17 protein-coding genes and 4 tRNA genes are annotated in these 21,583 nt (G+C 49.1%); 13 read left to right on the forward strand and 8 right to left on the reverse strand.

Translation table 11 applies throughout. The annotated features are described in order from the left end of the window. Positions 1 to 147: 147 nt before the first annotated feature. Entirely contained in the window at positions 148 to 984 is an 837-nt protein-coding gene (ccsB, locus tag ACYQ2M_RS19530; RefSeq protein ID WP_459918061.1) for a c-type cytochrome biogenesis protein CcsB, read from the reverse strand. After that, complete coding sequence (locus ACYQ2M_RS19535; RefSeq protein WP_459918062.1) at positions 981 to 1,655, reverse strand: precorrin-2 dehydrogenase/sirohydrochlorin ferrochelatase family protein; 675 nt, start codon at positions 1,653 to 1,655, stop codon at positions 981 to 983. The genes ccsB and ACYQ2M_RS19535 overlap by 4 nt, the downstream gene beginning before the upstream one ends. Positions 1,656 to 1,946: 291 nt before the next feature. Here ACYQ2M_RS19535 and ACYQ2M_RS19540 point away from each other — a divergent pair, with 291 nt between their 5' ends. The 5 genes from ACYQ2M_RS19540 to ACYQ2M_RS19560 all read left to right on the forward strand — a co-directional run bounded on the left by ACYQ2M_RS19540 (position 1,947) and on the right by ACYQ2M_RS19560 (position 9,569). Then, positions 1,947 to 2,792: an amidohydrolase family protein gene (locus tag ACYQ2M_RS19540; RefSeq protein WP_459918063.1), complete on the forward strand. Its 846-nt coding sequence runs from the start codon at positions 1,947 to 1,949 to the stop codon at positions 2,790 to 2,792. A 152-nt stretch (positions 2,793 to 2,944) separates the two neighbouring features. Further along, entirely contained in the window at positions 2,945 to 3,253 is a 309-nt protein-coding gene (locus ACYQ2M_RS19545) for an STAS domain-containing protein (protein ID WP_459918064.1), read from the forward strand. Further along, positions 3,250 to 4,323 carry an efflux RND transporter periplasmic adaptor subunit gene (locus ACYQ2M_RS19550; RefSeq protein ID WP_459918065.1) on the forward strand — a complete coding sequence of 358 codons (1,074 nt, stop codon included), beginning with the start codon at positions 3,250 to 3,252 and terminating at the stop codon, positions 4,321 to 4,323. The genes ACYQ2M_RS19545 and ACYQ2M_RS19550 overlap by 4 nt, the downstream gene beginning before the upstream one ends. 168 nt (positions 4,324 to 4,491) lie before the next feature. Beyond that, on the forward strand, positions 4,492 to 7,611 hold the full coding sequence (locus tag ACYQ2M_RS19555; RefSeq protein ID WP_459918066.1) for an efflux RND transporter permease subunit: 3,120 nt from the start codon (positions 4,492 to 4,494) through the stop codon (positions 7,609 to 7,611). Between the two features lie 668 nt (positions 7,612 to 8,279). After that, on the forward strand, positions 8,280 to 9,569 hold the full coding sequence (locus ACYQ2M_RS19560) for a TolC family protein (RefSeq protein WP_459918067.1): 1,290 nt from the start codon (positions 8,280 to 8,282) through the stop codon (positions 9,567 to 9,569). A gap of 155 nt (positions 9,570 to 9,724) precedes the next feature. On the opposite strand, the gene ACYQ2M_RS19565 is transcribed toward ACYQ2M_RS19560, so the two are convergent. Further along, positions 9,725 to 9,801 (reverse strand) — tRNA-Pro (locus ACYQ2M_RS19565). Between the two features lie 289 nt (positions 9,802 to 10,090). On the opposite strand from ACYQ2M_RS19565, the gene tig reads away from it, so the two are divergent. The 6 genes from tig to ACYQ2M_RS19595 all read left to right on the forward strand — a co-directional run bounded on the left by tig (position 10,091) and on the right by ACYQ2M_RS19595 (position 16,084). Continuing rightward, positions 10,091 to 11,524, forward strand: a complete 1,434-nt coding sequence (gene tig, locus ACYQ2M_RS19570; RefSeq protein WP_459918068.1) for a trigger factor — start codon at positions 10,091 to 10,093, stop codon at positions 11,522 to 11,524. Between the two features lie 55 nt (positions 11,525 to 11,579). Continuing rightward, positions 11,580 to 12,197: an ATP-dependent Clp endopeptidase proteolytic subunit ClpP gene (clpP, locus tag ACYQ2M_RS19575; protein WP_459918069.1), complete on the forward strand. Its 618-nt coding sequence runs from the start codon at positions 11,580 to 11,582 to the stop codon at positions 12,195 to 12,197. A 1-nt stretch (position 12,198) separates the two neighbouring features. Continuing rightward, positions 12,199 to 13,458 carry an ATP-dependent Clp protease ATP-binding subunit ClpX gene (clpX, locus tag ACYQ2M_RS19580; protein ID WP_459918070.1) on the forward strand — a complete coding sequence of 420 codons (1,260 nt, stop codon included), beginning with the start codon at positions 12,199 to 12,201 and terminating at the stop codon, positions 13,456 to 13,458. Positions 13,459 to 13,484: 26 nt separating this feature from the next. Next, complete coding sequence (gene lon / locus ACYQ2M_RS19585; RefSeq protein ID WP_459918071.1) at positions 13,485 to 15,845, forward strand: endopeptidase La; 2,361 nt, start codon at positions 13,485 to 13,487, stop codon at positions 15,843 to 15,845. 65 nt (positions 15,846 to 15,910) lie between these two features. Further along, positions 15,911 to 15,986 (forward strand) — tRNA-Val (locus ACYQ2M_RS19590). Between the two features lie 20 nt (positions 15,987 to 16,006). Then, a tRNA-Asp gene (locus tag ACYQ2M_RS19595) sits at positions 16,007 to 16,084 on the forward strand. A 256-nt stretch (positions 16,085 to 16,340) separates the two neighbouring features. On the opposite strand, the gene ACYQ2M_RS19600 is transcribed toward ACYQ2M_RS19595, so the two are convergent. The 4 genes from ACYQ2M_RS19600 to ACYQ2M_RS19615 all read right to left on the reverse strand — a co-directional run bounded on the left by ACYQ2M_RS19600 (position 16,341) and on the right by ACYQ2M_RS19615 (position 20,061). Continuing rightward, a complete protein-coding gene (locus ACYQ2M_RS19600) occupies positions 16,341 to 16,958 on the reverse strand; it encodes an FmdE family protein (protein WP_459918072.1) in 618 nt (205 codons plus the stop codon). Positions 16,959 to 16,985: 27 nt separating this feature from the next. Then, the gene (locus tag ACYQ2M_RS19605; protein ID WP_459918073.1) at positions 16,986 to 18,239 is read right to left on the reverse strand and encodes a NupC/NupG family nucleoside CNT transporter; all 1,254 of its coding nucleotides are present in this window, start codon (positions 18,237 to 18,239) and stop codon (positions 16,986 to 16,988) included. A 210-nt stretch (positions 18,240 to 18,449) separates the two neighbouring features. Further along, the gene (locus ACYQ2M_RS19610; protein WP_459918074.1) at positions 18,450 to 19,310 is read right to left on the reverse strand and encodes a metal ABC transporter permease; all 861 of its coding nucleotides are present in this window, start codon (positions 19,308 to 19,310) and stop codon (positions 18,450 to 18,452) included. Continuing rightward, entirely contained in the window at positions 19,303 to 20,061 is a 759-nt protein-coding gene (locus ACYQ2M_RS19615; RefSeq protein WP_459918075.1) for a metal ABC transporter ATP-binding protein, read from the reverse strand. The genes ACYQ2M_RS19610 and ACYQ2M_RS19615 overlap by 8 nt, the downstream gene beginning before the upstream one ends. A 459-nt stretch (positions 20,062 to 20,520) precedes the next feature. Here ACYQ2M_RS19615 and ACYQ2M_RS19620 point away from each other — a divergent pair, with 459 nt between their 5' ends. Further along, complete coding sequence (locus ACYQ2M_RS19620; protein WP_459918076.1) at positions 20,521 to 21,003, forward strand: hypothetical protein; 483 nt, start codon at positions 20,521 to 20,523, stop codon at positions 21,001 to 21,003. Beyond that, positions 20,982 to 21,299: a site-specific integrase gene (locus tag ACYQ2M_RS19625; RefSeq protein WP_459918077.1), complete on the forward strand. Its 318-nt coding sequence runs from the start codon at positions 20,982 to 20,984 to the stop codon at positions 21,297 to 21,299. Before ACYQ2M_RS19620 ends, ACYQ2M_RS19625 begins: the two co-directional genes overlap by 22 nt. A gap of 101 nt (positions 21,300 to 21,400) precedes the next feature. On the opposite strand, the gene ACYQ2M_RS19630 is transcribed toward ACYQ2M_RS19625, so the two are convergent. Further along, positions 21,401 to 21,475 (reverse strand) — tRNA-Val (locus ACYQ2M_RS19630). Positions 21,476 to 21,583: the final 108 nt, after the last annotated feature.

Raw genomic sequence — 21,583 nt, forward strand, 5'->3', positions numbered from 1 at the left:
TTTATTGTGCCAGACATCTGCTGCCAAAGGTTGTATGAAACTCCGATCAGAGGGTTGTAATCATGGGCCGCTCGGTTATTTATGTGGCTGCCCCGTCCGGCAGGCCGGCTTAAAATGTCGTTCAAATCAAAAAGGTATGCCACCGCATCACATGGTAAATCCCCGGTGGTGACCTCCAATGAGAAAATTAACACCCAGAAAGGTGAATACAAGGACGGCAAAACCGATGATGGTCATGATGGCCGATTTTCTGCCCTGCCATCCGGCGGTGAGGCGGCCGTGTAAGAGGGCGGCATAGACCAGCCAGGTCACCGCCGACCAGATTTCTTTGGGGTCCCAGTTCCAGAAGCTGCCCCAGATGGCTTTTGCGTAGACAAGACCGGTGATAAGGCCTGCGGTGAGCATGGCAAAGCCTGTGACCACACAGGTGTAACTGGTACTGTCCAGGAGGTCCAGGGAGGGCAGTCGTTTAAAGAAAAACCCTCTTTTTTTGTCTTTAATGGCATTTTCCTGCAGAATATAGAGAATTCCTGAACCGCATGCCAGGGCCAGGGCTGCTTCTCCTGAAAAGATCAACACAATGTGGGAGATCAGCCAGAATCCTTTTAAAAACGAGTTGCCCGGGGCCAGGCTCTGGGGAAGCGCCATCATGGCCACCATCATCACCGTGAGCAGGGGGGCTGCAAAAATGCCCAGTATTTTCAAGTTGAACTTTCCCTTGAGTACCAGAAACATCACGGCCAGGGCCAGGGCCGCAATGGAAAGGGTTTCCTTTAAATTATGCACGGGCAGGGTACCCAGATTAATGGTGACCATCAGCGTGGCAAAAAAATGAAAAATACATCCGGCAAAAACAAGGGAAAATGCCAGATGCTGCATTTTGTCTTTCTGCATGAAAAGATAGAGGGCATAGCCCACGGTACTTGCGGTGTACAGGACTGTGGCAATGAAGAACAGTCCGGTGCTTATGGTTTCTAGGGTCATGACGGGTCTCCGGCAATCAGTTTCTGATAGGTATATGAACGGCCAAGGGTGACGCCCAGCAGATGGTTGATACGTTCAATGTCTTTTTCCATGACCATGCCGGGCAGATCTTCCTTGATTAGGGTGGAAAAAAGTATTTTGTGTTTTTCCGGGGCGTGCCCCTGGGCCAGCAGCTGATTGCGAATCCGGCCCATGAGGAACAGAAACTCAGCATACCCTTCACCGAATTGGGATTCCAGGTCCCGGCGCAGTTTTTTTGCAAAGGCAGGACTGGTCCCTGATGTTGACACGGTGAGGATCAGATCTCCCCGCTGGACAACGGCGGGCACAATAAAATCCGATGCCGGGGGATCATCTGCAATGTTGCAGGGGATGCCCGCTTTCTTTGCATCTTGTGCAATCTGATGGTTCAGCTCCCTCTGGTCTGTGGCTGCAAACACAAGGCATACCCCTTTTAGGTGATGGGGGGCATAGGGAGCCGATATCCAGTTGATCTTGTCCGTGAGTTCTCCGGCATGGTCGGCACTGATCCGGGGGGTGATCATGGTCACCCGGGCACCGCTTTTTAAAAGAGACCGGGTCTTTCGTATGCCAACCCTGCCCCCCCCCACCACGAGACAGGTTTTTCCCTTGACGTTGAGATGAACAGGGTAGTATGGAATATCACTCAATGAAAATGCTCCTTGTTTGCAAAAGAGGGTCATTATATGTAAACTGTTTTGAATTTTCAATGTTTAACTCAATACGAAAATATTTTCGGGCTTGGTCACACCATGGGGCACCCGTCACATTTAGTGGTTCAACGAAGTCAGGCTTGTGTTATTGCGTTTTTTTACAACCACCTGTGTTTCAAGGTAAATTTAAACAAAAGCGCCAGCAATACAAGCCTGATTCCACCCCAAAGTGGCCCATTCTATGACCAAACCCATATTTTCAAAACTTGAAGTGGAGATTTTTCTGTTATGATCATTGACTTTCATACCCATATCTTTCCCGGAGAGATTCGCACGGCCCGGGAGAATTTTTTTGACAATGAACCGGCCTTCAAACTTCTTTATGACATGCCCACATCCAGCCTGGTTGGAGTTGATACCCTCGTTGAAACCATGGATGAACAGGGAGTGGATTTTGCAGCGGTTTTTGGATTTCCCTGGATCAACGGGGATACTGCCCGGTTGAATAATGATTATATCCTGGAGGCGGTGAATCGTTATCCAGAACGGTTAAAGGGATTTGCCTGTTTTGACATGGCCTGGGACGGGGCCGCCGGTGAGGCAAAACGTTGCATAGATGCCGGGCTTTCCGGGGTGGGGGAACTTGCCTTTTACCTTTCGGGTATTGATGAAGATGCCCTGGACAGGCTTGATCCGGTGATGGAGATCTGTCGTGCTGCGGGTAACCTGCCGGTGATGATTCATACCAATGAGCCCGTGGGGCATGTTTATCCCGGGAAAACCCCGGTGACCATAGAGCAGATTTATGGCTTGGCCCAGCGATTTCCTGAAAACAGGATTGTCCTGGCCCATTGGGGAGGCGGGGTGCTGTTTTATCATCTCTTGAAAAAAGATGCCAAAAAGGTCCTCAAAAATATATGGTATGATACCGCAGCTTCGCCCTATCTCTATGATCCTGATATCTACCGGGTGGCCGGGGAGCTCGGGGTTATTGATAAGGTGCTGTTTGGTACTGATTTTCCCTTGCTCAAACCCGCAAGGTATTATAAGGATTTTGAAACCTCGGGTATGTCCCCGGAACAGCGGGCCATGGTCAGTGGGGAAAATGCGGCTGCCCTGCTTTGGCCTGTGTGAAAAAAAGTACCAAGATGTTGTTCCCAGAGACGGTGAAAAAACTTCAAAAAAGGGCTTGGTCACAACCTGAGCCACCCGTTACAATTGCTAACCCCAGCCAAAAGTGGGCCATGTTGTGACCAAGCCTTAAAAAAAATTTCCAGGAGGCAGTGATGAGCGAGATTATCATCGAAGAAAACCGGACGGTTGTGAAGCCTAATATGGATATTGTGGCTTCCATGGCAGAGGATTTTAAAACTGAATTGATGTTAACCATTGATGGCAATCCTGGAGATCTTGTCCTTGATCTCAAGGGAGTGGAAATGGTTGATTCCATTGGTATCGGTGTCATTATTTCCATTCACAATAAATTGGCTCGGGCAGCAAGAGATCTTAAAGTGATCAATGTCTCCCACCATGTTTTTGGCCTTTTCAGCACCATGCGCCTGAATCGGCGATTTACCGTTGAGGCGGCAATATGAGAACAATGAAAATAAGGCTGGTTTTATGGCTGGGATTTACCCTGATGATGTCGGGGCCTTTGATGGCCACAGCAGAAGGGCCACCGCCAACCCGGGTGGTTACGGCTCTGGTGGTGGAGGATAATGTTGCGGAAACCACGCAGGTGCTGGGGACGCTTTTTTTTGATCGCATGAGCAATCTTTCCTCTGAAGTGGGGGGGCTTGTCAATGCGGTCCATGTCCGGGAGGGAGACCGGGTGAAAAAAGGGGACCTTATGTTCGGGTTGAGCACCGATTTCATTGACAATGAAATTGCCTCGGTCCAGGCGACCATGGAACAGGTGAAGGTGCGTCTTGCAAGGGCCGAGAAGGGGTTTAAACGATATGAAACCCTTTTTAATCAAAATGCGGTCAGTGAATCCGAATATGATGACATTGTTCTGTCCCGGGAGGACCTTGTCCGGCAAATCGTGATCCTTGAAAAACAGCTCGCTCTGGCCCAGCTGAAACAACATAAAAGCCTTATCCGGGCTCCCTTTGACGGGGTGGTCATTGAAAAAAATGCCGATGTGGGCAACTGGGTCTCTCCTGGTTCACGACTCTGCGTTGTTGGGTCCATTTCCGATCTTTTTGTCAAGGTGCCGCTGTCGGAGAGTCTTCTTGCCTTTGCCCGGTCCGGAAAACGGGTGCCGGTGTCCATTGAAGCCCTGGGCGTAAAAGTAATGGGAACCATTGACGGCATTATTCCGGTGGCTGATCCCCAGACCCGTAGTGTGTTTGTCAAGGTCAAGCTGCCGGAAATGGAGCACCCGGTGTTGAACATGTCCTCCACCGTATCTATGCCCGTGGGGCAGAAAAAAAATATGCTGCTGATTCCACGGGATGCCTTGGTTAACTACAACGGCCAGTACATGGTGTATACGTTGGATCAGGCCAAGGCTGTCCCCGTTCCTGTGACCATTTTATCCTATGTGGGGGATGCGGTTGCCATTGGACCTGGAGGGATCAAAAAGGGGATGCCAGTGGTGGTGGATGGTAATGATCGCCTCCAGCCCGGCCAGGCCGTTGAGGTCATCAAGGCTGTGAAATAACATCCATGGCGTACGGATTTGACCCCAACGAATAATGGATCGGTATCCTGTGCCTGCATCCACAGCCCAAGACCCATAACCTCCATCATCCCCGGATGTTTAATATAACTCCTTGGAAAGGTAAAAAATGGAATTTAAAAAAATAATATCGTTAAAGGATGATGTGATATGAATGTCATTAAAACTGCCATTGCCAGGCCGGTTACCATGGCGGTCATGGTGATACTCATTGTATTGTTTGGAACCATCGGTCTTACTCGGTTGCCGGTTCAACTGGCCCCGGACACGGATCTGCCCGAAATTGAAGTGCGAACCGTGTGGTCAGGTGCCAGCCCCACGGAGATGGAAAGTGAAGTGGTGGAGCGTCAGGAGGATAAGCTTAAAAGTCTTCAGAACCTCCAGAAAATGGAGAGCTCTTCTTACAATGATTATGCCACCATTACATTGACCTTTGATCTTGACATCGACATTGATACCGCCCTTTTCCGGGTATCAAACAAACTCAACGAGGTCTCTGAATACCCGGATAACGTCATGCAGCCGATTTTATCGAGCTCCGGTGGTTCTTCCCAGCCCATTATTTGGATGCTTTTAAAAACCAAGGATGGCCCGGATACGGAGATTCTGAAGTACAAAAGTTTTTTTGAAAATGAAGTTCGTCAGTATCTCGAGCGTATTGAAGGCGTGGCGTCTCTGCTGGTTTTCGGTGGCACCGAAGACCAGCTGGAAATTATCATTGACCCTGAAAAAATGACCCGCCGAGGTATTACCATCAACCAGGTTATTTCCCGGCTGGTGGCGGCCAACGCCGATATTTCCGCCGGTGTTCTGGGCATTGATCGTAAAAATTACCGCATCCGCACCGTGGCAAAGTTTCAAACAGTGTCAGACCCTTTGGATGTGGTTATCTATGATGATGGCATTAACCGGGTCTTTTTACGGGATGTGGCCACCACAGCCATCGGGTATGAGCCTCAGTTTGTTTCGGTCATGGAGAACGGCCGGGAAGGCATTGTGGTGGGGGTGAAAAAGGAAAAGGGTGGCAATGTCATTGATATTGTGCAGCGGGTGAAGGCTGAGGTGGACCGCCTTAACAAAGAAATCCTGGCCCCAAAAAATCTTTATATCAGCTGGGCCCATGATGAAGCCCCGTATATTTTGACCTCCATTGACAACATGAAAACCAATGTGATCATCGGGGCAGTGCTTGCCGTTATTGTCCTGATGATTTTCCTTGGCAGCCTTCGTTCCACCATCACCATCAGTCTTGCCATTCCCATCTCAGCCATCGGGACCTTTATTTTTCTGTGGCTCCTGGACAGAAACCTTAATGTGGTGAGTCTTGCAGGTATTTCCTTTGCCGTAGGCATGCTTGTGGACAATGCCATTGTGGTGCTGGAAAACATTGATCGTCATCGCCAGATGGGCAAACAGATCTTTGATGCCGTCTACCAGGGGGCAAGCGAGGTGTTTGGGGCCGTGGTGGCCTCCACCCTTACCACGGTGGCGGTTTTTTTGCCGGTTATTTTCATCCGCCAGGAAGCCGGACAGTTGTTTAAAGACATCGCCATTGCCATCACCGCCTCCATTGCCCTAAGTCTTCTGGTGTCGGTAACCGTAATTCCATCCTTCATGCATTTTATTTATCGTAATCGCCCCGTTGTGAGGATGGGGACTACTAAAAAAGGGCTGTCCGCATACGTTGGGGGCTTTTTTGTGAATGTCATCATGGGCGTATCTGGTTTCTTTCAGAAAAATGCGGTGACCCGGCTGCTGTGCATTGTGGTATTTACCAGCCTTGCCGTTGCCGGGGCTGTAAGCCTTATGCCCAAGGCCGAATACCTGCCCCAGGGGAATCGGAATTTCATCATGAATATTCTGGTGCCACCCCCGGGATATTCCGCTGAAAAACGCCGGGAGGTGGGGGAATATCTCTTTGCTCATACAGATAAATACAGACAACCCGGTGACCATAATCTGCCCCTGATTAAAAACATGTTCTATTTTTCTTCGGATTTCCTTTCGGGGTTTGGTCTGTCCGCCACGGATGAATATGAGACCCAGGCCGGCCGCTTTATTCCCACCCTTACCCGATTGATCAATTCACTGCCCGGGATGTTTGGCATCAGTATCCAGCCAGGTATCTTTGAGAGTGGCATCGGAAAAGGCCGCACCGTGGATTTGAATATTTCCGGGGAGGACATGAATACCATAGTTAACTCCGCCCGGGTGCTGTTCGGGGCTGTGGGCAAAGCCATTCCTGGTTCCCAGATCCGCCCGGTGCCTTCCATGGAGATCTCTTACCCCGAGGGCAGGGTGGTGGCAGATAAGATGAAACTTGCCGCCAACGGGCTTACCGAGCGGGAACTCGGGATTTATGTGGATGTCTTGATGAACGGCAGAAAGGTGGATGAATTCGGCCCCGAAGGCAAGGATCGCATAGATCTGGTGGTCCGGGGGGGCAAGGAGCGGTTTAAAACCCCGGAGGATATTTTAAATGCCCCCATTGTGAGCAACATCGGCCGACAGGTCCGGGTGGGGGATGTGGCCAGTATTTCCTATGACTCAGGGATGACCCAGATCGACCGTCTGGAAAAAAAGCGAAACATCCGCCTGGAGATCACGCCCCCCATGGAAGTTCCCCTGCAGACGGCCATTGAAACCATTAAGGCCACCTGTGACGGGCTGCTTGCATCGGGTACAATAAAGGATGTCTCCCTGGATCTGGGGGGCAATGCCGACAAACTGGAAGAGACCTTTGACGCCCTGAAGTGGAATCTGCTGCTGGCGCTGATGATCACTTATCTTCTCATGGCAGCCCTGTTTGAAAATTTTCTTTATCCGTTGATTATTATGTTCAGTGTGCCCCTGGCTGCAGCGGGTGGCCTTATGGGGCTTCGTCTGGTGAATGTGTTCATTGCGTCCCAGCCCCTGGATGTGCTGACCATGTTGGGATTTATTATTCTGGTGGGAACGGTGGTCAATAATGCCATCCTCATAGTCCACCAGTCCCTGAACAATGTCAGGTACAACGGCATGATGGGCTTGGGAGCCATTTCAGAAGCGGTGAGAACCCGTATCCGGCCGATATTTATGAGTGCCTGTACCAGTATTTTTGCTTTGATGCCCCTGGTGGTTGCCACGGGTTCCGGCAGTGAGCTGTACCGGGGCATCGGCAGTGTGATTCTCGGGGGGCTTGCCGTGTCAACAGTGTTCACCCTTTTTGTGATACCGGCTTTGCTTGCTTTTTTCATCGGGATGGAAAAGCAGGTGGTCCAGCGGAGCTGACCCTTCTGTGATCTTTTTTTCGGGCAGCCTTCTGAGGAGATTGGTGGTCTTTCCCAGTGTGGTGATGCTGTGATCAAGCCCATTAAATGTGGTCATTATTTTTTTTATATGAAAAAGAAGGTGCTGGGTGTTAACCGCAACTGCTTTTTCATTGTTCGTTGTGGCAGGTGGTGCCTGCCATGCATGTTTATATGAAAAGGCAGCCTCCAGGGCAACCTCAGCAGAGCCGTCCCCCCCGATGGGCAATAGGAACCGGACAATTGAGCTGTCTACAGTTCCGGTCCGGGCCCATTGCCCGTCGGGGGGGGCGGTATAATAATACCATTTGCCTCCACGTCTACGACCCTATATTTGTTGTGTCCGACAGGACATGCCCGTCGGGGGGGCGGCATGGTAGCATTTTCAATATTCGTTTTGTCCACCAGGACATGTGAGTTTATAAGGATTCAGCCTTGATTGCTTTACCGTTTGCAGGTTTCTGACGACTGATAAGTCGCAGAACATAACTTTTTTCCTGACGCATAAAACAGTTGCTTTGATGATGGGTATTATTCAAAATTCTAACAGGAAAAGAGTTTAGTCCATGCACTTAATTTTCACATGTTGCCTTGGTTAAACGGTGGATTGAAAACGGCTGAACCCCTAAGTGATATGGGAGCTGAAAACCTATGAAAGAAACATTTCGTATCCTGAGTTGCACATTGATTCTGACAGTGGTGATGTCCTGGGTATCCATGGCTTTTGCATCACAATCTCTTGAAAGTCTTGAAACCTTGCAGAAGCAGGCCTGTGAAAACCGGGATTTGGTAAGACGTTACCAGGCCGACCTGGATATTCTTCTGGAGCAGGAAAAAAAGGTTCGGGGTGAATTTTTGCCTTCACTGGATCTGGGATACACCTTAAATCAATTGAACCATGACACCGCCGTTGGTGAAGGCAGTGAAAACGATACCTTTTCCGGGGCGATTTCCTGGAACCTCTTTGCCGGCTTTAAAGATTATTACAGCCTGAAGGCGGCCCGGATTATGACCCGGGCGGGTCAATCCCGGCTGGATCTCATTGAGCAGGACATTCGTCTTGCTGTTGCCATGGATTTTCTTGGCATTTATCGCTCCCTGGAGAATCTTAAAGTCTCCGAGGCCGCTGTTAAGCTCTATGGAGACCGTCTGCGGCAGATTTCACTCAAGGTAAAGGTGGGGGTGTTGAAGCAGACCGATTTTCTCAAGGTGAAGGTGGAGCTTGATAATGCGGTGCAGACCCGGCGACGGGTGAAGGCGGCTGTGACTTCAGGGCTTAATCGTCTGAGTTTTGACATTGGGAAACCCATTGAAAGCACCCAACTTGATTTTTTACTTTTTGATCAGTTGCCCGAAATTAAATCTCCCGGAGAATGTGAAGCGCTTCTGTTGGCAAACAGAAGCGATCTCAAGGCACTGAAGATGTCCTTTGATGCTGCGGAGATGACCGTTGCCGCCTCCCGGGCATCTTTGTACCCCCGGGCTGATATTTCCCTTGGTTACAGTTCACATACCCGGGACGATTTCTTCCCTGACTCCTTTGAGAATTCCGATGACGAGGTGCGTTGCCAGGCGGTGATCTCCATGAATCTGTTTGATGGTATGAAAAAGTATGCGGTCACCAGACAGGCACGCCTTGAGCAGCAGAAAATCCGCTTTGATATCAGAGAGCTTGAAGAGACACTGAAAACAGATCTTAAAAACACCCTGCTTGATCTTGATGTGGCCTTTGATAATTTGGCTGTGGCAAAAACGGGAACAGCGGAGGCCCGGGAAAACATGAGAATCACCGATCTTGCATTCGGTCAGGGCATCGGCACCTCATCGGATGTGCTGGATGCCATTTTTAATCTGTCACGGGCAAGATTTAACCTGGTGACGGCTCACACCGAAGTGTTTGGCAGCTATTTTAGACTTCGACGTCTCATGGAGGATTTCTGAAAATAGTGAAAAATAGGGGGACAGTCCTTGTTTTTTATATTTCTTTGACCTTGCCTTCCCATGTTTTGCCATTTTTTCTGGAATCCAACACGACTCAAACAAAAAAGGGTTACGACATCTGTCGTAACCCTTTTAACATTCTAGGTAACTGAATATGGTCGGGGCGAGAGGATTCGAACCTCCGACATCCTGCTCCCAAAGCAGGCGCGCTACCAGGCTGCGCTACGCCCCGCCAAATACAGAACGGTAAACTACCACTGTCTTTAAGTTTATGCAAGGCTAAAATTAAATTTCTGGAAAAAAAACCTTGGCGCAATTATCTTGACACCACCACATTTAAAGATTAACTTATTACATTTTATTTGGCGTATGAAGATTCTTTGCATTTCCAGCTCCAACGGGTAGGTCCTCCCATGGAAATGCCTTGAAAAAACAGTGAAAATTTATTCATGAAGATTGATAAGCGTGCGGATTTAAAGCAATCCGGGCTTCAAATCTTTTGGGTTACAGGAAGGAAACAAATGCAAGTAAGTATTGAAGATAAAAGTACAGTCAAGAAAGTGATTCACGTTGAAATTTCTGAGGAGCAGGTATCAAAGGAACTCAATGATGCCTACAAAGAATTAAAAAAAACGGCGGATATCAAGGGATTTAGAAAGGGAAAAGCGCCCCGCAAGGTTCTGGAGGCTAAATTTTCCAAAGATGTTCATGCCGATGTCACCCCCCGCTTGATTCAGAATGCCTTTGCCGAAATTGTGGAAGAGCACAACCTTAATCTGGCCGGTGGTCCCCAGCTGGATCCCCCGGAACTGGTACCGGGTAAGCCCTATGTTTTTGATATGACTGTGGAAGTAAACCCTGAACTTGCCGATGTTGATTTCAAGGGTCTTGAGCTCAAAAAGACCATGTATGAAGTCTCCGAGGATGAGATTGATGCCCAGATTCAGATGATCCGTAAAACCATGGCCACAAAAGAGACCGTTACAGAAGAACGCGCAGTGGCCGCAGATGACTTTGTGCTCATTGATTACCAGGGATTTGTGGATGGACAGCCCTTTGACAAAACGCCTCTGGTAGAAAATTATGTCATGGCCATCGGTGGAAACGTGATTCACGAAGCCTTTTCTGAAAAACTCACAGGTGCCTTCCCCGGACAGAAGCTTGAGATTGAAGCCGTTTATGGTGAAGATGCCAAGGATAAAGAGCTTGCCGGTAAAACCATCACTTACAAGGTTGAACTCAAGGAGATTCAGAAGGAAGAACTGCCCCCCGAAGATGATTCTCTGGCAGCAAAGCTTGGAGATTACAAAGATCTGGATGCCGTCAAGGCAGCCATTCGTGATAATCTGGAAAAAGGCTATGCCCAGCGCATCAAGCATGAGCTTTCCGAACAGGTGTTTTCCGCGCTTCTTGAAAAAAATCATTTTGAGGTCCCCGATGTCATGGTGGATGCTGAACTTGACGGCATTGTGGCTGAAGCCGAGCAGGCCTATGCCCAGAACAATGTGGATCTGGATGCCGTTGGGCTTGGCAAGGATTTTTTGAAGAGTCAGTATCGTCATGTTGCGGAAAAACAGGCTAGAAGACATGTTTTGCTTGCTAAAATCATTGAGCAGGAAAGTCTGGAACTGACAGATGAAGAGCTGGAAAAGGGCTTTGAAGAAATGGCCCTTGGCATGAACGCTTCCGTGGATGCTGTGAAAAATTTCTTCAAGATGGATGATCGTCAACTGACGTATTTTAAACATAACCAGCTTGAAAAAAAGGCAGCTGACATTATTATACAAAGTGGAAACATCACAGAGGTGACACCGGAAGAAGCCCAGGCGGCTAAGGATGCAGAAGTGGCAAAAGCTGCCGAAGCAGCCAACGCCAATGCCGACACCCCGGTCGATGCCCCCGTTGAAACAACAGAACCCGTGGCGGAAACCCCGGCACCTGATACCACGGCATAATGTTTGTGTTTGATGTTTCCATGATGCCAATCAGTAAAGATACAAGGAGAGAAAAGTGCCTTTAGTTCCAATGGTAGTTGAACAGAGTAACAGGGGAGAGCGTGCCTATGATATCTACTCAAGGCTTCTGAAAGACCGGATTATTTTTCTTGGGTCCGCCATTAATGATGAGATTGCCAATCTTATTGTGGCCCAGCTTCTGTTTCTGGAATCAGAAGATCCTGAAAAGGATATCAACTTCTATGTCAATTCCCCGGGTGGCGTTGTCACTGCCGGTATGGCCGTATATGATACCATGCAGTATATTAAGCCCGATGTGGTAACCGTATGTATTGGTCAGGCTGCCAGCATGGGAGCACTTCTCCTTGCTGCCGGAGCCGATGGTAAACGATATTCTCTTCCCAATTCAAGAATTATGATCCATCAGCCCCTGGGCGGCGCCCAGGGGCAGGCGTCTGATATTCAAATCCAGGCCAACGAGATCCTTCGCATGAAGGATTCACTCAATAATATTTTGGCCAGACACACCGGCCAGTCCATTGAAAAAGTTGCTGTGGATACGGATCGCGATTTTTTCATGTCCGGTGAGGAAGCAAAGGCCTATGGCCTTGTGGACCATGTGGTGGTAAACCGCTCGGATGTGGAAAAGGAAGACGCGCCAAAGGAGAAGTAATATGGCCAAAAAAGAAGATAAAAATGATAAGCTGCATTGTTCATTCTGTGGAAAACATCAAAAAGATGTGAAAAAGCTTATTGCAGGTCCAGGTGTTTACATCTGCGATGAGTGCGTGGGGCTCTGCGGTGAGATCATTGAGGATGACGGCAGGGAAGAAGATACCACCGGGAAGCAGAAAGCCGCATCAAAACGGCTGCCTCCCCGGGAAATCAAGGACCTGCTTGACACTTATGTGATTGAGCAGGACCAGGCCAAAAAGGTGCTTTCCGTGGCGGTTTATAACCATTACAAGCGCCTTGATGCAGATAACCAGCGTGATGATGTGGAGATTCAGAAAAGCAATATTCTGCTCATCGGACCCACAGGTTGCGGTAAAACTTTGTTGGCCCAGACCCTGGCCCGTTTTCTGGATGTTCCCTTTGCCCTGGCCGATGCCACAGCCCTCACCGAGGCAGGTTATGTGGGGGAGGATGTGGAAAACATCGTTCTTGCCCTGGTGCAGAACGCCGATTATGACATTGAAAAGGCCCAGAGGGGCATCATTTACATTGATGAAGTGGACAAGATTTCCCAGCGGGGAGATAATCCATCCATCACCCGGGATGTGTCCGGTGAAGGCGTGCAGCAGGCCCTGTTGAAGATCATTGAAGGGACCACGGCAAGCATTCCTCCCAAGGGAGGAAGAAAACATCCCCAGCAGGATTTTGTAAAGGTGGATACCTCCAATATTCTGTTCATATGCGGGGGAACTTTCACTGGTCTTGAAAAGGTGGTACAGCGACGCATCAGCACAAAATCCATGGGTTTTGGTGCTGAAATGACCTACAAGAAGGAGCGGCCCATTGGAGAACTTCTGGAGCAGCTCAAACCCGAAGATCTCATTAAATTCGGGTTGATTCCGGAATTTCTGGGGCGACTTCCCATTGTTACCTCCCTTGGTGAGCTCAATGAGTCTTCCCTGATCAAGATTTTACAAGAACCCAAAAATGCCCTGGTAAAACAATACAAGAGATTGATGGAATTTGAAGGGGTTGATCTTAAATTCACCGATGAGGCCCTTGTGGCCATGGCAAAAGAAGCCGTGGGTCGCAAGGCCGGTGCCCGTGGGCTTAGAGCCATCATGGAAGAAACCATGCTTGATATCATGTATGAACTGCCCTCCATGAAGGACGTAAAAGAGTGTATTGTGGGGGAAGAAGTGGTGTTGAAAAAAGAAAAACCCATCCTCCTGTTTGAGCAGAATCAGAAAAAAGCCTAATAACACCACAGGGAATAGAAATAACAATGATCAATATCACCAAATTGTTTAATCCCGACGGGTCCGAGGCCGCTCCCACTGAATTACCCATGGTGCCTTTGCGGGATATGGTTGTGTTTCCCCATATGATTTCCCCTATATTTGTGGGAAGGGAATCCTCCATCAAGGCGCTGTCCGAAGCCATGGCCAGGGATAAAATGATATTCCTGGTTACCCAGCAGGCCCCTGAAACCCTGAAGCCCAAAATGAATGATATTTATTCTGTGGGAACCCAGGCAAAGATCAATCAATTGCTTCGCCTTCCCGATGGTACGGTGAAGGTGCTTGTGGAAGGGCAGAGCCGGGGAAAAATTACTCGGTTGCGGAATATGGACGGGTATGTATCTGCTGAGTTTCTACCTCTGGCAGATGAGCCCATGCCTGCGTCCCTTACCAAGGCATCGGTGCGTACCCTGGTGGAGGCATTTGAAAAATATGCCCGGCTTTCAGGAACCATCGGTAAAAGCTTTCTCCAGAGCCTCACCGAGATCTCCAAGGACCCCGGGACATTGGTGGACACCATGGCCACCCAGATTCCCCTGAAGGTTGCGGATAAACAGATGCTTCTGGAAACCTCCAGGCTTGAGGACCGGTTTGTTCTGCTCCTGAAACTCATTGAAGAGGAAAGTGAAGTGGTGGCCATGTCCGAGAAAATCAAGGGCCGGGTCAAGGAGCAGATGGAAGCGCTCCAGAAAAAACACTATCTCAATGAGCAGATGCGGGCCATCCAGAAAGAAATGGGGGATGAGGGATCTGCCCAGCAGGAATACCAGGATCTTGAGCGGGATATCAAGAAAAAGCGCTTGCCCAAAGAGGCTGCAGCCGTGGTGAGACGGGAGTTTGAAAAACTCAAGATGATGTCTCCCATGTCCTCCGAGGCGACCGTGGTGAGAAATTATATTGAGTGGATTCTGTCTTTGCCCTGGTATCGGAAAAGTCGGGTAAAAACCGATATTGCCCTGGCGGAAACCATCCTGGATCAAGATCACTATGGCCTTGAAAAACCCAAGGAACGGATTCTTGAGTTTCTGGCCGTCCAGGTGCTGGTAAAAAAAATTCGGGGCCCCATTCTGTGCCTGGTGGGCCCCCCGGGGGTGGGAAAAACATCCCTTGCCCGCTCCGTGGCCCGGGCCATGGGACGTTCCTTTGCCCGGATTTCCCTTGGCGGGGTGCGGGATGAAGCGGAGATCCGGGGGCACCGGCGTACCTATATCGGTGCCATGCCCGGCAAGATCATCCAGACCTTGAAGAAAACCGGTTACAGTAATCCGGTGTTCTGCCTGGATGAAGTGGACAAGATGAGCACCGATTTCAGGGGAGATCCGTCTTCTGCCCTTCTGGAGGTGCTGGACCCGGAACAGAATCAGACCTTTAATGATCATTATCTGGATGTGGACTATGATCTGTCTGATATTTTGTTTATCACAACGGCCAATACCCTCCATGACATCCCTGCACCTTTGCAGGATCGCATGGAGGTGATCCGTATCTCCGGATACACCGAGTACGAAAAAGAAAAGATTGCCCATGGCTTTCTCATTCCCAAGCAGCTGGAACTCAACGGCCTGGATGAGAAGCGTGCGGTTTTTTCTTCCAAGGCCGTTTTGTCCATAATCAAGGAATACACACGGGAAGCCGGGGTGCGAAACCTTGAGCGGGAAATATCATCGGTGCTTAGAAAGCTTGCCCGGCACATTGTCCAAACAGGTGATGATAAACTGAAAAAGATAACTGCCAGAACAGTTGCAAAGCATCTGGGACAGCCCCGTTTCAGAAACGGGGTCCTTGAAAAAAAGGATGGCATCGGTATTGTCACCGGACTTGCCTGGACCCAGGCCGGGGGGCAGCTTTTAACCATAGAAACTGTTACCATGCCGGGCAAGGGCAATGTAAAGGTCACAGGAAAGCTCGGAGAAGTGATGCAGGAGTCTGCATCTGCGGCGGTGAGTTATGTCAGATCCAGAAGCCAGTCCCTGGATATCCCCGAAAACTTTTATAAAGAACTGGATATCCATATCCATGTGCCCGAAGGTGCCATCCCAAAAGACGGCCCGTCTGCTGGTATTGCCATATGCACGGCGGTGGTGTCCGTACTGTCTGGAAAGGCTGTGGATAGGAAAACAGCCATGACCGGAGAGATTACCCTGAGGGGACGGGTGCTGCCCATTGGAGGCCTTAAAGAAAAACTGCTGGCTGCCCATGCCAGCGGCATCAAACGGGTGATTATTTCCCGGGAAAATGAGAAGGACATTACAGAACTGCCCGCTTCCATCCGAAAGCAGCTGGACATTGTGCTGGTGGAGGAGATGGACGAGGTGCTGGCTCTGGCCCTGGTGAATAAAAAATAAAGAGGCTGTTTTTTTTTGCTTGACACCGGGAGTGATTAACTATATATATTGTCTCGTTTTTGAGGGGGCGAATAACTCAGTTGGTAGAGTGCAACCCTTACAAGGTTGAAGTCACAGGTTCGAGCCCTGTTTCGCCCACCACCTCAAAAAATGGTCTTTGCGGGGGCGTAGTTCAGTTTGGTTAGAACGCCTGCCTGTCACGCAGGAGGTCGCCGGTTCGAGTCCGGTCGCTCCCGCCATTAAAAAGGTCAAAAAAAAGGGAATTTCAACGTAAAAGCGTTGGTATTCCCTTTTTTTTGTGGTTTTTTCGGTGCTTGGTGCTTGGTGCTTGGTGCTTGGTGCTTGGTGCTTGGTGCTTGGTGCTTGGTGCTTGGTGCTTGGTGCTTGGTGCTTGGTGCTTGGTGCGGCCCCATGATTAAATTCTGCAAACGGCAGCAGTTCCACTCTGGTCTGTTCCGCAGGTGTTTGCCGGAACAGAACCATTGCCTAGGTCGTTTATATTTTCTGTTCGTGCTGCATGAAGCAGGGGATACACATATACTGTCCCCCATATCGTCTTATCCTGGATTCCATGGTGGCCTCACCGCAGACATCACATTTAATGCTTTCAAGGATCTGGGCCGGTCGCACCGGCGGGGTGGAGACCTCTTGTACGCTGAACAGTTCCTCCAGATCGGCATCCATGATGCGGGTTATGGCCGATTCCCGCAGTGCTTTACACTGCTCCTGCTCCGCCGGAGTGGCAGTTCCCGCCGTTATCTTTCCCATGAGTTTGCCAAGGGTTGCCCTGTCGGGATCATTGTTTCTGAAGTTTTCCTGGAAAAGTGCCCGGAAGCCTTTTGCTGCATCCCTGTCAAAAAAAGTAAATCCCGATTTTCCATAATCTTTGTGTACGAGGTTACCCTTGCCAAAGCTGCATCCCGTCAGAAATTGCACGGCATCCAGGGCGCACATATCTGTTTCTGCCACGCACACCGGTTTTTTTGCTTTATGGATTTCAAGCCTCTGGATGGCAAGTTCGGAAAGGCGGATGCCAATGGCCAGTCCCGGGCAGGTATGCCCGTGGAAGGCAATGGTTTTTTCTATGGTTTCTTTGTCTATAGTGCATCCCATTTTTTTTATCTCCTTTGGGTTAATGGGTTAATGGGTTAAGGCGGTTATCAAGCCCACCACCGCACCGGTCATGCAGGTGGCAATGGTGCCAGCCAGGATGGCGCGCAATCCCAGTGATGCAATTTCGCTTCTGCGGTCAGGGGCCATGGTACCCATGCCCCCGATCATGATACCAAGGCTGCCTGGGTTGGCAAATCCGCACATGGCATAGGTGAGAATCAGGCGGCTGTTTTGACTCAAGGCCTCTTTGGGAAGGTTGCCAAGCTCCATATAGGCCAAAAATTCATTTAAAATGGTTTTGGTCCCCATCAATGCACCTGCGGTGTGGGCCTCCTGCCAGGGAATTCCCATGAGCCAGGCCACCGGGGCCATGATCCATCCCAGCAACCGTTTCAGGGTAAGGGCATCTCCCTGGAAATGGGGCAGCAGACCCAGAAACAGATCCACAATGTGAACAAGGGCCACCAGTACCACCAGCATGGCAACAATGTTGATGAAAAGCGTGACTCCCTGCATGGTGCCCTGGGTGATGGCGTCCATGGAACTGGATGCGGTTTCCGGCGGAGTGGCATCCCCGGAGGTGACGGGTCGGGTTTCCGGGGTCATGATTTTTGCAACAGTGATGGCTGCTGGTGCGCTGATGATGGAGGCCACCAGAAGATGACCCAGTACATCGGGGATGGTGTCTTTTAAAAGAGTGGCATAGAGTACCATCACCGTTCCGGCAATGGTGGCCATGCCCGTGGTCATGAGCGAAAAGAGTTCACTTCTGGTCAGGTCCGGAAAATAAGGACGGATAAACAGGGGCGATTCCACCATGCCCACAAAAATATTGGCACTTACCCCCACCCCTTCTGCGCCCCCTAGGCCAAAGCTTTTCTTTAATGCCCATGAAAATACTTTGACCAGGGCTGGCAGGATTTTCCAGTAAAAGAGCAGAGAAGAGATGGCACTCATGAGGATCAGAAGGGGCAGGGCCTGGAATGCCAGAATATAGGAAGCACCCGGGAAGGATTCGGGAAAGGGCAGGGGGGCGCCCCCAAGATACCCGAATACCATGGAGGTGCCGGCCCGGCATGCCTGGACCAGACCCATCACCGCACCGTTCAGGGCCATGAATATATGTCTGAAAAAGGGTAGTTTAAGCAGGATAACTGCCAGCAGTATCTGGGCAAGAAGTCCGGTGAAGATGGTTTTTGCCTTTACTGTAGCGCGGTTTTCGCTTACCGCCCAGGACAGAACCACAAATAAAACTAAACCGGCAATACATTGGCCGCCCATACCTGTCTCCTTTAACTCGATGATTAAGTTTCTAGACCTTGTTTGAGCTGGGTCACAGCTTTGGCCCTCCGTTATAAATACCGGTGCAATGGGCCCAGGCTTGTTTCATTGGATTGTGAATTTTTTAAAAGTCTCCGTTTTTTTACAAAAGCCTGTGCATTAAAGTAAATTTCAACAAAGAACCCATAATCCAGACCAAGCCCCTCCAGATCACCTCCGTTGGTTTTTAATGATGGCTTTTATCTTTTGCAGGGAGAGGACCATGAGATAGGTCAGCCCGGCAATGAGAATAATGGAAGGGCCGGAGGATAATCCCTTATAAAAACTGAAGGCAAGACCTGCGGTGTTAAAAGCCATGCAGAAAAAAATAGATAAGAGCATCATCTGCCCCATGCGGGTGGTGAATTTTCCGGCCACAGCTGCCGGCAGGGTCAAAAGCGCAATCACCATGACAATACCCACAATTCTCACCAGTAAGACAATGGTCAGAGCAGTGAGGCATAATAGAAAAATATAGTATCCATGGGCATTGACCCCCCTTAGGGTAGCAAATTCATCATCAAAACACACGGCAAGCAGCCGGTTATAAAAAAGAAGTACGGCCATTATAATAAAGACATCCAGTGCCATCACCAGGGTGATGTCACTGGTGGAAATGAGCAGGATATCACCGAACAGAAAACTTGAAATCTCAAAATAACCGGGGGTGAGATCAATGAAAATAAGTCCTGCTGCCATTCCCACGGACCAGATGGCACCGATGACGGTGTCTTCCCTTTCTTTGGCATAAAGGGATACAAGGCCTGTGATGATGGCGGCGGCCAGGGCAGATGCCACAGCACCCATCATGGGGGAAAGCCAGGATAAACCAAAGGTGCGGTTGAGGTAAAGCGCCGCACCGATACCACCGAAGGCAGAATGGGATATGGCACCGGCAAGGTAGCTGATGCGTCGGGTTACCACGTAGGTACCGATGATGCCAAAGGAAATACTGGCCAAGAGTCCTACCATGAGGGCATTTCTCAGGAATTGAAAGTCTGGTTGGGTCAGAATATGAATAAAATCAATCATGTATATGTCCCATTTCACAGCAGCGGTGGTCGTGGCGTATCATCTTGAAATCTCCGCCGTAAATATCTTTGATCATGGTGCCGTCCATGGTGGTGGTGGGATGGATGACCACCTGACGGTTGACGCAGATAACGCTTTTAACCACCTGGGAAGTGAATCCCAGATCATGGGATACCAGAAGGATGGTCATGCGCTGGTTCAGGCGGCTCAGTATTTTAAACAGATCCTGTTCTGATTCCTGGTCGATGTTGGAGGTGGGCTCATCCAGCAGGAGAAGTTCAGGCTCACTGCAAAGAGCCCGGGCAATCAATACCCGCTGCTTCTGGCCCCCGGACAGGGCATTGAAGTGGCTGTCTTTAAAGGCATCCATTTTTACTTCTTCAAGGGCCGTTGCGGCACATGCGGTGTCCTTTGCCGAATAACGGTCCCACCCGCCTTTTCCCAGCCGTCCCATGAGAGCCACATCCATCACCGTGACGGGGAACTGCATGTCCAGATGGGAATACTGGGGCATATATCCGATTTTAATCCGGCTTTTGGTAGGCGTGGTGCCAAAAATCTGTATGTTACCGGTACTGGGTTTTAACAATCCTAACAGTAATTTTAAAAGGGTGGTTTTACCCCCGCCGTTGGGACCGACAATGGTGGCAAAATCCCCCCGGGGAACGGTGAGATTGACATCTTTTAACACATTCCTTTTCTGGTAGGCAAAGGACATGTTTTGTATTTCAACAGCCTGGGTGGGTTCCACAGCAATAATTAATTCCTTCCACTGGATGATCCATGTTTTTTTATCTGGGCCTGGGTAAAAATTCGATCACCACTCCATCGCTAAGGAAACCTTCGATGGGGAATATGGGAATGCGCTTCCCGTATGTGATAGATGTTCTGATCACGCCCTTTTTCTCCTGGCTCTCCCTGACAGACCCCACGTCTGCCAGAAATCTTTACCCCAAGTTTTTAACACATTTGAAAAATAATTGAAATTGAATATGCAGACTTGATCTTTAGCGCATTTGATGCCGTGTCATTAATGAGTGGGGTTGTATGAAAACAAAAAATTCAGGGCTTGGTCACAACTGCCGTGCTGATGGAATCAAAGCCGCAATGATGTAAGGTCTTTTTAAATCCACAAGGAAAGTGATTTGCCCGATTTTATTCGCTTGTCATCAACGGCATTCAGGACAATGACTGGGACATAGATGAATTCATGGATTTATTAGAGGATTTAGATCCTGAAATCGAAGAAAAAAAAAGGGATGCCGGTAAACGCCTTTCCCTTCGTGTTGATGGACCCTATCGCCATGCACTTCAGACACTTGATTTTGAATTTCTGGAAGATCTTTTCATGGGCAACATGTTAGGTGATGATGACTTGGACGACTACGAAGATTATGAGGATGACTTTGATTTTGATGAGGGGATAAACCCATTTGCTCTGTTTGAGGATATTATTCCAGATAGCAAAGAGTTTAAAGATCCCCTTGTGAAAAAACTTTTTTCAGAGATGTCAAAAGACATTAAGAGATTAGAGCCGAAGGCGTTCCAGAAAATGTTTGAAACAATATGTCTGGACATGGAAAATATGATTGTGGAACAACAAATTCGGAAGTGGCCTTTGTTATGGATGGCAAGGCCCGATTACTTGAGTGGAGAGACCATATTATTTACATGCGAAAACGTAAACGGATAGTTGGTGTCAAATTTGATCATGTCTTTTGTAGGATCAACACTGGTGAACAACTCAAAAATTTTAGTCGGGCATGGGTGGCAGCATTAAAGGAAGCAGGAATTGAGAATTTCCACTTCCATGATCTTCGCCACACGTTTTGTTCAAATCTTATAATGGCTGGTGCCGGATTAAAAGATGTGAAAGATATGGTTGGTCACAGTGATATTCGCATGACTGATCGGTATACTCATTTGACAATGGAGCATATGGCAAATCAACAAAAACGCTTACAGAACCATTATTTAAAGGCTTACTGAATATCACAGGGTTTTACTCTATCTGGTATTGTTTGGTACAAAATTGGTACAAAAAATAAAAAAAGCACTTACAGAGAATCCCGTAAGTGCTTGATTTTATATGGTGGGCGATACTGGGATTGAACCAGTGACTTCTACCGTGTGAAGGTAGCACTCTCCCGCTGAGTTAATCGCCCGTTCAGCTGAACTCCTGTATAAATGATTCTTTCCGGCGGGTCAAGTCTTTTTTTGCGTCCCCCTGTTTAAAGCCCTGGAATGCCGATGGGGCCGGGAAGGTCAGGAAT

This window comes from Desulfocicer niacini (assembly GCF_054657595.1).